This window comes from Henriciella pelagia, assembly GCF_002088945.1.
In the GTDB taxonomy this organism is placed as follows: domain Bacteria; phylum Pseudomonadota; class Alphaproteobacteria; order Caulobacterales; family Hyphomonadaceae; genus Henriciella; species Henriciella pelagia.
Map to the genome: position 1 here is coordinate 101971 of NZ_NCSU01000016.1, position 15474 is coordinate 117444.

General features: G+C 61.8%; 9 protein-coding genes. 4 read left to right on the forward strand and 5 right to left on the reverse strand.

The window, feature by feature from the left end:
* Nucleotides 1-27 precede the first annotated feature (27 nt).
* Genes B8746_RS16610 through B8746_RS16620 form a run of 3 tightly spaced genes read left to right on the forward strand, consistent with a single transcriptional unit; the run spans nt 28 to nt 3868 of the window.
* Complete coding sequence (locus B8746_RS16610) at nt 28-1611, forward strand: MFS transporter (protein ID WP_084394830.1); 1584 nt, start codon at nt 28-30, stop codon at nt 1609-1611.
* The gene (locus B8746_RS16615) at nt 1608-2990 is read left to right on the forward strand and encodes an alpha-amylase family glycosyl hydrolase (RefSeq protein WP_084394831.1); all 1383 of its coding nucleotides are present in this window, start codon (nt 1608-1610) and stop codon (nt 2988-2990) included. Before B8746_RS16610 ends, B8746_RS16615 begins: the two co-directional genes overlap by 4 nt.
* A complete protein-coding gene (locus B8746_RS16620; protein WP_084394832.1) occupies nt 2990-3868 on the forward strand; it encodes an ROK family protein in 879 nt (292 codons plus the stop codon). Before B8746_RS16615 ends, B8746_RS16620 begins: the two co-directional genes overlap by 1 nt.
* Before the next feature lie 17 nt (nt 3869-3885).
* On the opposite strand, the gene B8746_RS16625 is transcribed toward B8746_RS16620, so the two are convergent.
* Nucleotides 3886-4596, reverse strand: coding sequence for a DUF6445 family protein (locus B8746_RS16625; RefSeq protein WP_233124441.1), 711 nt, complete (start codon nt 4594-4596; stop codon nt 3886-3888).
* Nucleotides 4597-4679: 83 nt separating this feature from the next.
* Between B8746_RS16625 and B8746_RS16630 the strand changes: the two genes are divergently transcribed.
* Nucleotides 4680-6188 carry a tryptophan halogenase family protein gene (locus B8746_RS16630; RefSeq protein ID WP_084394833.1) on the forward strand — a complete coding sequence of 503 codons (1509 nt, stop codon included), beginning with the start codon at nt 4680-4682 and terminating at the stop codon, nt 6186-6188.
* Here B8746_RS16630 and B8746_RS16635 read toward each other — a convergent pair.
* The 4 genes from B8746_RS16635 to B8746_RS16650 all read right to left on the reverse strand — a co-directional run bounded on the left by B8746_RS16635 (nt 6164) and on the right by B8746_RS16650 (nt 15454).
* Nucleotides 6164-7672, reverse strand: a complete 1509-nt coding sequence (locus tag B8746_RS16635; RefSeq protein WP_095380906.1) for a tryptophan halogenase family protein — start codon at nt 7670-7672, stop codon at nt 6164-6166. The two genes, B8746_RS16630 and B8746_RS16635, sit on opposite strands and share 25 nt — an antisense overlap.
* A 118-nt stretch (nt 7673-7790) precedes the next feature.
* Entirely contained in the window at nt 7791-10580 is a 2790-nt protein-coding gene (locus tag B8746_RS16640) for a TonB-dependent receptor (RefSeq protein ID WP_084394835.1), read from the reverse strand.
* 262 nt (nt 10581-10842) lie between these two features.
* Nucleotides 10843-12042 carry a M14 family zinc carboxypeptidase gene (locus tag B8746_RS16645; protein WP_158084682.1) on the reverse strand — a complete coding sequence of 400 codons (1200 nt, stop codon included), beginning with the start codon at nt 12040-12042 and terminating at the stop codon, nt 10843-10845.
* Nucleotides 12043-12049: 7 nt separating this feature from the next.
* Entirely contained in the window at nt 12050-15454 is a 3405-nt protein-coding gene (locus B8746_RS16650; protein WP_158084683.1) for a TonB-dependent receptor, read from the reverse strand.
* Nucleotides 15455-15474 lie beyond the last annotated feature (20 nt).

Sequence of the window (15474 nt, forward strand, 5' to 3'; positions counted from 1 at the left end):
AAAGCAGCCGCCCGGGGAGGATTGATCATGCAGAAACCCAGGCTGAGTTTCGGCCAGATCTGGAACATGTGTTTCGGATTCCTCGGCATCCAGATCGGCTTCGACCTACAGAACGGCAATATGAGCCGCATCTTCCAGACGCTCGGCGCGGAGATGGATTCGCTCGCCATCCTGTGGATCGCCGCGCCGCTCACTGGCCTCATCGTCCAGCCCATTATCGGCTTCTTCTCCGACAAGACCTGGAGCCGCTTCGGACGCCGCCGTCCCTATTTCCTCGCAGGTGCCATCCTCGCCAGCCTTGCGCTCTTCATCATGCCGAACTCGCCGACCCTCTGGATGGCCGCCGGCATGCTCTGGATCCTCGACGCCTCCCTCAACATCACCATGGAGCCGACGCGCGCCTTTGTCGGCGACATGCTGCCGGATGAGCAGCGCACCACGGGCTATGCGATGCAGAGCTTCTTCATCGGCGTCGGCGCTGTGCTGGCGGGCGCGCTGCCCTGGCTGCTGACAGAGTTCGGCGTCGCCAACACCGCGCCCGAAGGCGAAATCCCGATGACGGTGCACATCGCCTTCTATGTCGGTGGCGCGGCCCTGTTCCTTGCCGTCCTCGTGACGGTGCTCACCACACCCGAATACTCGCCCGAACAGATGGAACAGTTCGAAGCGGCCCGCCGCGAAGCGCTCGGCCTTGGCGAAGACGCCGGCGACACTGCCCCGCCGCGCAGCTCAGGCGCCTTCTTTGCTGGCGGCCTGATCTGGCTCGTCGTCGGACTGGCGCTTGCCGCCTTCTTCCATTTCGGCCGCCTCGACCCGCGCCCGGACTGGCTCAATTGGCTCGGCAATGTCGAGTTCAAGCAGGACCTCTACGTCTTCGCCGCCCTCATTGCGGGCTTTGGCCTTGTGCAGATCGTCGCCGGTCTGATGCGCTCCTCTGGCAAGGACAAGAACGGCTTCATGGAAGTCGTCGGAGACCTCTTTCGCATGCCGCTCACCATGCGCCAGCTCGCCGTGGTGCAGTTCTTCTCATGGTTCGGTCTTTTCGCGATGTGGATCTATGGCACGCCCGCCGTCGCTGACCATCATTATGGTGCGACCGATCCGTCCACCGCCCTGTTCCAGGAAGCTGGCAACTGGTGGGCCCTGCTGGGGGCTGTCCGAAATGGCGTCGCCGCCGCCGCTGCGCTCGCCATCATCTGGCTCGCCGCGCAGATTGACCGGCGCCGCCTTCACGCCGTCTGCCTCCTGCTCGGCGCGCTCGGCTTTGCCGGCATGATCCTGATCCGGGACCCGGCCCCGCTATCGCTCCCGATGATCGGTGTCGGCATCGCCTGGGCGGCCATCGTCTCGGTGCCTTACGCCATTCTCGCAGGCTCCGTCCCGGCAAAAAAAATGGGCGTCTATATGGGCATCTTCAACATCTTCATCGTGGTGCCGCAGCTCGTCGCCGCGACCCTGCTCGGCTTCCTGCTCCGCACCTTCTTCGGCAATGAGCCGATCTGGGCGTTCGCCATCGCAGCCGCTTCTTTTACCTGCGCAGCCATCGCCGTCCTCTTCGTTTCCGACGCACCCGAAGACGCCTCCCCCGAACCGCTCGGAGCAGATGCATGATCCGCCTCGCCACCACCTTTGCGGCCCTCGCCCTCGCCGCCTGCGCCACTGACCCCGCAACGCCAACAACAGACCGCTGGCAACCCGAACCCTATGTCCAGCTCGACCATCCCGACTGGGCCAGAGACGCCGTCCTCTACCAGCTCAACACCCGCCAGTTCACAGCCGAAGGCACCTTCGCCGCTGCCGAGCTTGAGCTCGACCGCCTCGCTGACCTCGGCGTCGACATCATCTGGCTGATGCCCATCCACCCCATCGGTGAAAAGAACCGGAAAGGCACGCTCGGCAGCCCCTATTCGGTGAAAGACTATTACGGCGTGAACCCGGAATTCGGCACGCTGGACGATCTCAAATCCTTCATTGACGCCGCCCATGCCCGGGGCATGCACGTCATCCTCGACTGGGTCGCCAACCACACCGCCTGGGACAATCCGCTCGTGGAGCAGCATCCTCACTGGTATGAGCGCGACTGGGACGGCGACTTCATGCCGACCCGCTGGTGGGACTGGTCCGACATTATCGACCTCGACTATTCCAACCCCGAGCTTCGCGCCTACATGGCGGCGGCCCTGCGCTACTGGGTTGAGGAGGTCGGCGTTGACGGCTACCGCGCAGACGTCGCCGGCTACATCCCGCTCGATTTCTGGGAGGAGGTGCGCGCCGATCTTGAAACCATCAAGCCGGTTTTCATGCTGGGAGAGTTCGACCAGCGCGACATTCACGCCCGCGCCTTTGACGCCTCCTATGCCTGGGAATGGAAGAATACGATGCACGCCATCGGCAAGGGTGAAGCGCGCGCAGACGCCCTGTTCGGATACTACTCCACCAATGAAAGCGTCTGGCCGCACGATGCCTACCGCATGACCTACACGTCCAATCACGACCAGAATTCATGGGACGCCGCCGCCCCCGCCTTCTACGGCCCGGCCTATGAGAGCGCCATTGTCCTCTCCTTTGTCGGCGAGGGCCTTCCGCTCATCTATAATGGCCAGGAGGCCTACAACACCAAGCAGCTCGAATTCTTCGAGAAGGACCCGATCGCCTGGCGCGATCACCCGATCGAAGACCTGTTCAGATCCCTGATAGACCTCAAGACCGCCACCACCGCCTTGCACAATGGCGCGGCCGGCGCGCGCATGGTCCCGGTCGTGAACACCAGCCCCGAAGACGTGTTCAGCTTCACCCGCCTCGACGCGAATGGCGGCGTCTTCGTCGTCATGAACCTCTCGTCCACCGCCCGGACGGCGCGCTTTACCGATGGCCCGTATGCTGGCAGCTATAGGGAGCACTTTTCCGGCGAGGCGCTCACGATCAGCAACTCGACCGAACTTTCCCTGCCAGCCTGGAGCTACAGGGTGTTTGTGCGACAGGAGGGCTGATGCTGGCAGGGATTGAGGCAGGCGGAACCAAGATGGTCTGCGCCGTCGCAGAACACCCGGCCCACATTCGTGAGCGCATCGAAATCCCGACGACCAGCCCGGAGGAGACCTTCGCCCACATTCAGGACTTCTTCGCCGATCAGAAAAACATCCGCTCCATCGGCATCGCCGCCTTCGGCCCGGTCGACACGGACCGGCGCTCGAAGACCTATGGCAACGTGCTCAACACGCCTAAGCCCGGCTGGTCCGGCGCGTCATGGGTGAGGGCCATGGCGGCCTATACGACACCCTTCGCCATCGAGAGCGACGTCTCCGGCGCCTGCCTCGCCGAATACATCTATGGCGCGGGCAGGCACAAGAAAACGCTCGCCTATGTCACGGTTGGCACCGGCATAGGCGCAGGCATCGTGCATGAAGGCCGCGTTCGCACCGGCACAGGCCATTACGAGATGGGTCACATTCCTGTCCGCCGCGACCCGTATGACAGATATGGCGGCCACTGCCCCTTCCATGCCGACTGCCTTGAAGGCCTCGCCTCCGGCCCGGCCATCGACGCGCGCTGGGGCGGGCCGCTTTCCGAGATGGGCGAAGGCGAAATCGCGCTGGAAGCAAGCTATCTCTCGCAACTCGCTCTGACGCTCATCCTCACCCATATGCCGGGCCGCATCATCTTTGGCGGCGGCGTCATGAAGACGCCGGGCCTTATCGATGCCATCCGCGAACAGACCGCAGACCGCCTTGCCGGCTATGTCTCCCGCGGTGATCTATCGGGCGACCTTTCGGAATACATCGTCCCGCCTGCTCTCGGCGATGATGCCGGGATCAGCGGCGCGCTCCTGCTCGCCCAGCAGGCCGCACGGGATGCGACCGACCGATGACGGGAAGTGTTGCCGCCCTAGGCTTTCGCCGCGAGGAAGGTGTTGATTGTCAGCCTCGGCGCTGCATCCGGTGCGCCGATGCGCTCAGGCTGCGCGATGTCGCCCGAATGCAGCCTGTAGCCGCGATAGATCACCATGCGATTGAACCGCGCCTCAACGCCGCCAATCTTCTCGAACTGCTGGTCCGTTCCAGAAAAGTACTGTCTTTTGGGAAGCCCGTATTCTCGCACCTCTTCCTGCAGCATGCCGGTATAGGTATCAAGCCGCGACGCGTCGATCGTCTCGAACTGGCTTGCGCGGTGGCGATAGAAGCTCGTGCCGCCCTCTTCCGGCCCGCCAAGATAATGCAGCAGGGCGAGATAGCCGGGATCGGTGCTGTCAAAATGCGGCAGGCGCTGGATCGGGGTCAGGCGGTCCGGCGGCGTCGTCACGATAGAGAAATTACACTCGACAAGGTTCGCCCCGCCATCCATCCCGAACACCTCCGTCAGCACAGCCTGCAGCAGGTTCATCCGCTCGCGAAGGTAGGCCGACGGGGCTGGCGCGCGCTGGCCGGGATAGTGCTTGCCGCCCTCGCCATAGCTCGCCTCGCGCCCGCGCCTCAGCAGGGCGTCCGGGTTCAGCGAAAAATCATCGATCACCACGACCGGCTCGCCTTCGGCCCCCGGTCTGTCGAGCTGGACAACGCCGCTTTTCAGCGCCTCTTCAAGAGTGATCTTGCCGCTCATACGCCCTCGATGCTGGCCGATTCACTGCGATCTATAGCAGGCCAGGCAGGCCCGCACACCCATTCAACATGCAGGACTTTCCCATGACTCCGGACCCGGTAAAGGACATCGTCATCGTCGGCGGCGGCTCAGCGGGCTGGATGACCGCCGCAGCGCTCGCCAATGCGACGCAGGGCGCCTGCAGGATCACCCTCATCGAGTCCGAGGAGATCGGCACGGTCGGGGTCGGCGAGGCCACCATCCCACCCGTCAAATACTTCAATTCCCGTCTCGGCATCGACGAGGCGACCTTCCTGAAAGAGACCAGCGGCACCTTCAAGCTCGGCATCCAGTTCATCGACTGGCACCGCAAGGGCGAGGCCTATTTCCACCCCTTCGGCCAGTATGGCGCAGAGTTCGATGACGTCCCCTTCTACCAGTACTGGATCCGCGAATTTGTCGCTGGGCGCACGCGCGACCTCGACAATTACTCCATGGCCTGGGCCGCCTCTGCCGCCGGAAAATTCCAGCACCCGGCCCGCGAGAAACGCCTCATCCAGTCGACCTTCGACTATGCCTATCATTTCGACGCGACGCTCTATGCGCGCTATCTTCGCAAATATGCCGAGGCGCGCGGCGTGCGCCGCATCGAAGGCCGGGTGACGGGCGCCGCGCAGGACAGCGAAACCGGCTTTATCCAGTCCGTCAGCATGGAGACGGGCGAGACAATAAGTGGCGACCTCTTTATCGACTGCACGGGCTTTTTCGGCCTCCTCATTGAAAAGACACTGAAAACCGGCTTCGAGGACTGGTCACACTGGCTGCCCTGCAACCGCGCCGTCGCTGTGCCATGCAAACCGGGCGGCACGATTGATCCGTACACGAAGTCTACGGCAAAGAAAGCCGGCTGGCAGTGGCGCATTCCGCTGCAGCACCGCATCGGCAATGGCTATGTCTATTGCAGCGACCACCTCTCAGCCGAAGAGGCGGAAGCCGAACTCCTCTCCTCCATCGAGGGCGAACCGCTCGCCGAGCCGCGACACCTCCGCTTCCAGACTGGCCGGCGCAAGCAGTTCTGGAACGCGAATGTCGTCGCCATCGGGCTATCGGCTGGCTTCATGGAACCGCTGGAATCGACCAGCCTCCACCTCATCCAGTATGGCATCATGCGCCTGCTCGCCATGTTCCCGGCAAAGGACATGTCGCCCCTGCTGCGCGATGAATACAACGCCCTCACCGCCGCCGAATATGAGCGCATCCGCGACTTCCTGATCCTGCATTACAAGGCGACCGAGCGGCGTGACGACGCCTTCTGGCGCTATTGCGCGGACATGAATATCCCCGACCGCCTGCAATACAAGATCGACCATTTCCGCACTCACGGCATGATCGTCTCGGATGAGCGCGAACTGTTCCACAATCCGAGCTGGATTGCCGTCTATATCGGCCAGGGCGTCCACCCTGAGCGCGCACCCGCCCTCTCAGGCCTTCGCCCGTCCGTCCCGGTCGAACAACGCATGCAGCAGGTTCGCAAAGCCATGAATGATGCCGTCACCGCCATGCCGGAGCACCGCCAATTCATCGAGACCTATTGCAAGTCGGCATTGCAATGAGCCGCTATAAAATCCGCATGCGACGGAAGTGAGCCTTCCGCCTTGGCGATGATCGCCTTGAGGTCTCGCATCATGCGCTGAAGCTGGTCGGAAGACAGTCGATCCGCCATGGCATGATAGCCCTTCGGCATCAGCCCCTGCCCGATCATGACCTGCACCCAGCTCGCCTCGCGGAACAAATCCTCGGCATCCTTCCAGAGCCGCCCGCCCGCTTCGAACAGCGCCATTTTGGCCCGCAAACTGTCGGGCACATCCATGTTCGCGCAATAGCGCCAGAACTCGGTATCGTCGCGTGCGGTGAGGTGGTAATGCAGGATCAGGAAGTCCCGCACCAGCTCATATTCATGCGCGACCTGACGGTTATATTCCTCAATGATGGCCGGCTCGAACCCGGCTGACGGGAAGAGTTCGATCAGGCGCGACACGTTCGACTGGATGAGATGGATCGATGTCGATTCCAGCGGCTCGAGGAAACCGCTCGACAGGCCGATGGACACGCAATTCTTCTTCCAGAACTTCTCCCGCCGCCCCGTCGTGAAGCCGAGCGGACGCGGCTCGCCAATTGCTTCAGCGTCGAGGTTTGCGAGCAGGATGTCGCTCGCCTCATCGACACTGATGAAGCTGTCGCAGAACACATGCCCATTGCCCGTGCGATGCTGCAGCGGGATCCGCCACTGCCAGCCCGCACCATGCGCGGTTGCCTTCGTATACGGAACAAGCGGGTTCTTGCGCTGGCTGCCCACGGCGACCGCCCTGTTACACGGCAGCCATTTCGACCAGTCCTGATACCCGACGCCGAGTGAGCCATTGATCAGCAGCCCGCGAAAGCCCGAACAGTCAATGAAGAGATCGCCCGAAACCTGTTGCCCGCTCTCCAGACCGACCGACTTGATGAAGCCGCTTTCCCCATGGAGCGAGACATCATTGATCTTGCCTTCGATGCGCTTGACGCCTTCCTTCTCGGCATAGTGGCGCAAATAGGCCGCATAAAGCCCGGCATCGAAATGGAAGGCATAGGCAAGCCCCGTCATCGACGTATTGCCGACCCGCTCCATCCGTCCAAACTTGTTCGCATACGCCACTTTATGGTGAAGCGAATAATCCCAGAGGCTGGCATCGCTGCCCTCTGCGCGCGCTTTCAGCCAGTACTGGTGAAACGACAGGCTCGCGAGATTGATGCCTGGGTCGCCGAACGTATGCAGATAGCTGTCGCCGCGCCGTCCCCAATTGTTGAACTCGATACCCAGCTTGAAGGTCGCGCGCGTCTTGCGCACGAAATCATCCTCATCAAGGCCGAGCACGCCGTTCAGCCGCCGGATCTGCGGAATGGTCGCCTCGCCCACGCCGACCGTTCCGATTGCGTCGGATTCCACCAGCACGATCTCGATGGCAGACGGCAGCAGCCGCGCCATCGCCGCCGCCGTGATCCAGCCTGCGGTCCCGCCGCCGACAATCACCACCTTGCTGATCTGCTGAGCCTTCACACCGCTCACCCTATACTCGCCTTGCGCCTCACCAGACTACGCCTGCTCCCCCCAAACAGAAAGAGCCTGCCCTCCCTGAGGAGAACAGGCCCAGTCCGGGAGGAAACATCATCGATGTCTAAAAGGACTTCGACACCGTGATGTTATAGGTCGTGCCGTAGAGTTCATGACGGCTCGGGAAGGTCACACTCGAGTCGACCGTCTGGTTCTCGGTCACGAACGGTTCGTCGGTGAGATTGAAGATCTCGAAATTCACGCCGAAGCCTTCAAGCGCTCCGTGCTCCCACTCATAGCCAACCTGCAGGTCGACAATCGTCTCGTCCTGCGCCTGCGCACCGGTGAGCGACCCATCGAACAGCGGCACTTCCGACAGGAAGCCGGAACGGTGGCGAGCGCTCACCCGGGCGCGGAAGCCATGATTCTCGTAATAGACATCGCCTGACCAGACCGTGTCGGAATAGCCCGGAATGTCGATTGCGCTGCCCGACGCATCGTCGATGCTGGCATCGGCATAGGTGTAGCTCGCATTGAAGCCAAAACCGGCCAGGTCTTCGGGCAGGTAATTGTCGAGGTTCATGCGAAGCGTCGCTTCGATACCGGTGATCGAGCCATCGGAGAAATTGTCCACGCCGTTGAGACGCGTCAGCGCCACGTCCGGATTGGCATCGAGGAAATCACCAAGACCGCCAGACCGGATGATCTGCGTGCCATCGATCAGCGACGGATTATCCACCACCCAGTCCTCAAGTTCCTTGTGGAACAGGGCAATCGAGATCGCCGTCGTGGCGTCGAAATACTTCTCGAAGGCAAGGTCGAAACTGGTCGACTTGTAGGGCTCCAGGAACGGGTTGCCGCCGCCCAGCGCGAAGCAGGTATTGGCTGGCGTCACCGGCGCGATGACCGTGTCCGGCAGCTGGTCGGAATCGGTGTCGATACAGACCTGCGGATTGGTCGAGAGCTGCTGGTTCGCCGCCATCTGGTCGAGACGCGGACGCGTTACGGTCTGCGCAGCCGCCGCCCGGATGAAGGTGTCCGGCTTCACCTCAAAGGAGAGGTTGAGGCTCGGCAGCCAGTTCTCATAGCTATACTCGACCGTCTGCAGGAACTGGTTCGCACCGAAGTTCAGCGTGCCGTTCGATTTTTGCGTCGTGTCGACATATTGCAGGCCGACATTACCGCGGACCGGGACGTCGCCCAGCGCCGAGTTGATATTGGCCATCGCATAGATCGTGGTGATCTCTTCCTCGACGCGCCATTCTGTGTCGAAGGTCGCCTTCTCCACATTATAGGTGCCGTCGCGCAGGAAGGAGGACGGGTCATAGGCGATGATATCGAACCCGATATCGCCTGTATCCGTCTTGCCAACAATCTTGTTGCCAGGGATGGTGAGCGAGCCATTGACCCATGTATCGCCAGCACGAAGGAAGGACTCATTGGAGTCGAAATTTTTCTCGCGACTGGTCAGCAACACACCGCCCGTCAGGCCGGAAATAAAGCTGTTGTCGAGATCATATTCGGCTTCGAGGCGCAGCTGGTCGAGCTCATCATCGATCTTCGGCTGCTTGATGAAGCCGACCTGGCCCCAGCCGCCCGGATCGGTCAGCAGCACTGTGCCCGGATCGGTATAGTCGAGACCATGGATGATGTTGTACGCGCCATCATTCGGGAAGCCGAAGATCAGCGTATCGGTCGGCCCCGCTCCGGCAAAGCCAGTGCCTGCATAGGACTCGTAATCGATGTCATTGCGCTCCAGCGTCGAGCGCGAATAGTCGCCAATCAGGGTCAGCCGGTCCGTAAGCTCATAGGACGAGTTGAGGCCGAACGCCCAGATCTCGGCCGTATTGCCTTCAGTATCGGTGCGCAGGAAGGTCGTGACATCCTCATAGGCCGCCGCATCGGCAAAGCCTGAATTTCCGCCCGTGCCGACAAAGTCCGCCGTCGACCAGGATGCAATCGGCGTCTCGACACCGCGGAAGATGCCGGAATCTTCGGTGTCGGTGTAGAAGGCATCGATCGCCGTGTGCCAGCGGCTATTCGGTTCGAATTCCAGCGCGCCTGCCACCGAGGTGCGCTCGAAATCGCGCGAAACCACACCGGTGCGCGGGTTGTCGCTCGGATAGACAAGGCCCGTCGCCGGGTCGATGGAAGTCTGCCCCGAATTGGTCTTCAGCTCGCGGGAGAAGAACTGCGTCGGGTTGGACTGCACCGTGGCAGCCAGCGACCAGCCAATCGTGCCGGCTTCATTCTGGTCGATATACGACCCGAAGAACCGGTAGCCATCATCATCCACATCGGGATTGAGCTGGCCATTATCATTGACGCTGTACTTGGCGGAGAAGTTCAGCTTGCGTTCGGTATAGTCCAGCGGGCGAACGGTGCGCAGGTCCACTGCGCCTGCAATACCCGTCGCCGCGAGCCGTGCATCCGGCGTCTTGTAGACCACCCCCTGCGCGACAAGTTCGGACGGGAACTGGTCAAACTCGACGCCGCGATTATTGCCGGCGGACACCACTTCGCGGCCATTCCAGAGCGCGAGGGAGAAGTCCGGGCCAAGACCGCGAATGGAAATCTGTTGCGAGCGGCCGCGCACACGCTGCGCCGTCACACCCGGAAGGCGCGCCAGCGAGTCGGCAATCGAAAGGTCAGGCAGCTTGCCAATGTCTTCGGCGGAAATCGCCTCGACAATGGAGGTCTCATTCTTCTTGGTGTTCAGAGAGTTCTGGATCGAGCCCTTGATGCCTTTGACCGTCACGGTACCCAGCCGCGCGGTATCGTCTTCATCACCTGGCTGATCGACCGTGACCGGATCGTCAGCATCCTGCGCCATGGCGGGCGCGCTCGCGAAGAATAGTACACCCGTGGCAGCGCCCATGAGCAGGCGGCCTCGAACCGAATTCGAAATACCCATAATTTCCTCCCTGACAGCGAGCTTATCAACGTCGCATGCCCCTCTATCGCAAATTTGCGCAAATGAGGCAAACCCTTTTCGAAAGGAAAATTACCACAAACCCATTATAGCTTTATTTTTACGTGATTTTTTGTGATTGCAAAAGCCTGAAAACCCGGATGCAGACGTGCAAAATATTGCACATGCGAAGTAAATCTCGGCCAGAATCGCCAAAGGCCGCCAGCGCTGCCGCCGCGGCTTTTTACTTGCGATTTCAGGATTGTCAGTCCGCGGCGCTCGCGTCCGTCAGGGCAAACTCGATGAGTGACTCTGCAATCTGCTCGGCCGTACAGGCGATGTTCGCCTCGGCCTCGTCATCACCAAACTCCACCGTGATCCCCGGCGCGCCAAGCGTCGCCAGGGCCCAGGATTTCGACGTCCCGCTCGTCTCATTATGTCCGAAGATCCATTCCGGCTGCGTGCAGGACGGGTCATCCAGCGTCCCCTGCAGGAATGGCAGAAGCGCTGCATCCGGCGACGCATTCTCGAAGGGCGGCGAATAGATCAGCGTGCGCCAGGTCGAATGAAAATCGAGGAAGGCCAGCACCCGCCTGCCCCCCGCTTCTCGCTCCAGATACGCTGTCAGCGCCGCGATCTCCGGCTGGGCCTGCGTGTACCAGTCGCGGTTGAGATCAACCCCACCCATATTCAGCCGCCAATGCCCATGCTCGACCCCGTCCGGATTGGCGACCGGAACCGTGATCAGGAGATGATCGCCCCAGAAGCCGGCAGGCGCCGTCTCCAGCAGGTGCTCGACGAAAGCCTGATAACCCTTGGCACCGGTAACCTCCGGCGGATGCTGGCGCGTCAGCGCGATGATGACCGTTCCCGCATTGCTTGCGCCCTTGGTGAACGCAGAAAGCTCGCGCCCCTCCATCGACCGGCCATACACGGCCTCATCAAAACCATGCTCCACGGCCAGGGCACGCATCGAGGACAGCGCCGCCTGCACTGTCAGCAAAGGATGGCCGGCCACCACAGTCGTGCCCCGCGCCGCGTCGAAAGAGATGACCGCCCGGTGCTCGTCTTCGCTGACTTGCGTCGCCGCACCATCAAGCTTCGACCAGGTCCCGTCCCCATCCCTCAGCCAGGGCGAATAGCGGTGCTCATAATCCTTATAGTCGAGCGTTACTGAAGCTGGCCCAGACCGCGCGGCATCAACGGCAAAGGCATACCACGGGCTCGGATTGATCGGACCCGAGGTCGAAGTCTCCGCCATCACCGAAAGCGTAATCGCGCCATCCTCGCCGACCGTGCAGCCATGCTGCCCGCCTGACGGAAAGTCAGCCGATATCGCCAGCCCCCCGCTCTCGCACAGCACCTCGCCATACCGGAAATCGTTCGCAGGCGCGGTGACGCAGGCCGCAAGCCAGGCCGAAGCAAGGAGAGCGCCCGGCACGCCGCATTTCAGCTTGCCGGGCATCGCAAGCCTAGAACGTCTTGCGGACGCTGGCATAGACGAAGCGGCCCTGCGGGCTGTGCAGCGTGCCGAGATAGCCAAAGGATTCTTCTGCAAGGGGCGGCTCCTCATCGAACACATTGCGCGCACCGACCCGCAGGCGGAGCGGCTTGTCGCCGTCTTCGCCGAGCGTGTACTGCACATAGGCATTGTGACGGATGTCGGAGTCGACTGTCCAGAACTCGCCCGTGTCATCATTCGTCGCGGACGTGTCGAACACTTCATCGACATAGGTGGTGAACCAGCCAGCACCCCACGGCCCCATGCGCCAGGTCAGAGAGCCGGAGAAACGCCATTCAGGACGCCCGTTCTGCTTGATCAGGTCGCCGACGCCGGAAAGGTTGGCAACATCGCTGATCTCACCGGCCGCCTGCGCGGCCAGGATACCCGCTTCGACCGACGAGATATCCTGATTGAAAGTGAGCAGCTGCGCCGCATTCAGCTTCACGCTGAAATCGCCGGCCGGCGTGTCATCGATATCGTAATAGATCGCATAGTCGATGCCTTCGACGTCGCGCGGCAGGAAGTTGTAGTAATTGTCCTCGACATAGAGGATCTCGCCCGCCGGCTCGAGACCGGTGCCGGCAAAGTCGGCAATATTCTGCGCCGTTGGCGCGGCACGTACCACGGCCGGATTGAAGCTGCCGCGCGTGCGCAGCAGATAGTCGAGCACGATGTGATTGTCGTCACCAAAGATGCCGACCACGTCTTCCTGCTCGATCGACCAGTAATCGGCCGTCAGCGTCAGGCTGCCATATTCGGCCGGCATGAACGTCGCATCGAACACCAGGCCAGCGGTGAAGTTTTCGGACTCTTCGGGGCCAAGATCGGTATTGCCCGCACGCTGGCTGGACACAGCCTGCGTGCGTGCGCAGGCATTGAAGTCCGCAATCCGCCCGGCCCGCACATCCGCCTCACACTGGATGAAATCCTGCCGGTTGTTGACCCGCTCCAGATCCTCCTGGAATTGCTGTTGCAGGTTCGGCGCCTTGAAGCCTTCCGACCAGGCCGACCGCACCAGAAGGAAGTCCGCAGGCCTCCAGGCCAGCGCGACTTTCGGCTTCGCAACGCTGCCGAACAGATTGTAGTGCTCATAGCGGCCAGCAATCTGCAGGTCGAGCGATTGCACAAACGGAATCTCCATCTCCTCAGAGACCAGCGGGATGGCAAATTCGGCAAAGGCAGAGAACACTTCCCGGTCACCTGACGAGTCCAGCGTTGGGCTGGAGCCCATGACATCGCTGGTCAGCTCGCCCGAATTCGGCCCGAGGAACTGGATCGTGCCGTTGAGACGCGGGTCGCGCTCATCGGTGAATTCCTCCAGTCGCGCTTCGGTGCCGAGCGCCATGCCAACATCGCCGCCCGGCAGCGTGAAGAGGTCGGGCCGCGACACCTTGAAGTCGATCATGGCAAGGCTGGTCGTGGAGATGCGGTAAACATCCACGGTGAAATCATCGAAGGTCGACGCCTCGCTTGGCGTGCCGTCGCCATTCTCAGACAGCGGCAACCCGCCGCCATTGAACGGGTTGTAGGCATCCGGCGTCGACAGGCCGAGCGCCCTCTGGAACAGCGTGTTTGACAGCCGGTTGGTGACGTCTTCCGTGCGCGCCGAGGAAATCAGCGCAGCCGTTTCCCAGTCATACCCGCCCGCTTCGCCGCGAAACCCGCCGAGCAGGCGGTAGGTGCGATTTTCGACATTGATCATCCGCGGTCCGGTATCGACCGGACGATAGCGACGAAGGTCAATGTCGAGACCGCCAGCCGGAATGTTGAGCCCCGGCAAGCGGTTGGGCGAGCCCACGGCGCCCAGCGGGTTGTAATAGTTTGAGGCCGGGATGATGTGGCGCTCAGCGGTCAGCTGGGAGGATGCTTCCCGCTGGGCTTCGGAGCTCGCGCCATAGAACCCGGCCTCTCCGAAGAATTCGACGCCGTTCGCAAACTCGTTGGTCAGCGTCGCGAAGAGGTTCAACCGCTCGACACCATTGCTGAGCGTGCGCAGGTCGTTGACATTGTAATAGGCGGCGACGTTGCTGGTCGCATTGCCGTCATCATAACAGATCCCGTCGCCTGCCGGCGCGAGGCAGCCGGCTTCACTATCCGGCTGCACATGGAAACCGCCGGAGCCATTGGTAAAGCCGGGCACCGACACCGCCGCCCCGGTGACCGGATCAAGTGCGGTAAAGGCACCCCAGGCAGAGTTTGACGAGGTGCCGTTGAACTGGCTGTCACCGGCCCAGCTCTCCGGCAGCAATCCTCGAAGGTCTGCATTCGCGCTGAACGCTTTCTCTGAGGCAAAGACCGGGTCGCGGTCGGTATAGGAGCCGAACAGCGACACATGGGTGTTGCCATTATTGTACGACTCGCCGGCCCGGAAGGAGAAATTGTACTCCATCGAATCCGTGCCCTCTTCACCGCCTGCGCGAAGCTCGGCTTCGAAGCCAGAAAAGTCATCGGCAAGCACTGTATTCACCACACCCGCCACAGCGTCCGTCCCGTAAAGCGCCGATGCGCCATCAAGCAGGACTTCCACCCGGCTGACACCCATCACAGGGATCGCATTCACGTTCGGCGAAACCACTGGCACAAGGTTTTCAGACTGGGTGCCCGGATGGTTCACCATGCGCCGGCCATTCAGCAGCGCCAGCGTATTGCCCGTGCCGAGCGCCCGGAGATTGATCGAGGCCACGTCGCCGCGTGCCGAATTGATGCCGCCGGACACGTTTTCGGTACTGTTAAAGGCCACATCGCCCATTTGCGGGATCGACCGGAACAGGTCATCGCCGGACACCGAGGCGATCGCATCAATATCTGTCGCGTCGACGACCGAGACCGGCAGTGCACCACCGGAATCCAGCCCGACAATTTGCGAGCCGACAACAATGACCTTGTCCTGCCTTAACTGGCTGTCCTGTACGGGCTCGGGTTCCGGCGTGGAGGTCGTCTCAGGCTCAGCTGGCGTCGCCTGGACCCGCACGGTCTGGTTTCGGGCCGCGCGCTGGGCCTGCGCCGGGCGGGTGCTGGAGGCGCGCGTTGCCGCTTTCGGCGAATTGGCCGCCACCACCATATAGGCTCCGCTGGCGTCACGCTTGCTGACAAAATCGGTCCCGGCGAGAAGCCGCTCCAGCGCTTCTTCCTTGGAATAGGTGCCCGCAACACCCGGCGCTTCCACGCCGTCGATCTGGTCCGTGCGATAGATAAGATCGCTGCCCGACTGGTTGATATAGGCCGTCAGCGCCGCCTTCATCTCGCCTTCCGGAATATCGAACTGGACCGCATCGCCCTGCGCGACAGCCGTCCCGGCTGCAATACACATGGCAAGGAGGCTTACGCTGGGTTTGAGATTGCTGGTCACGTCTATCAAGTCCCTCTGCTTCATTGAGTGCCGCCCGATCTGGA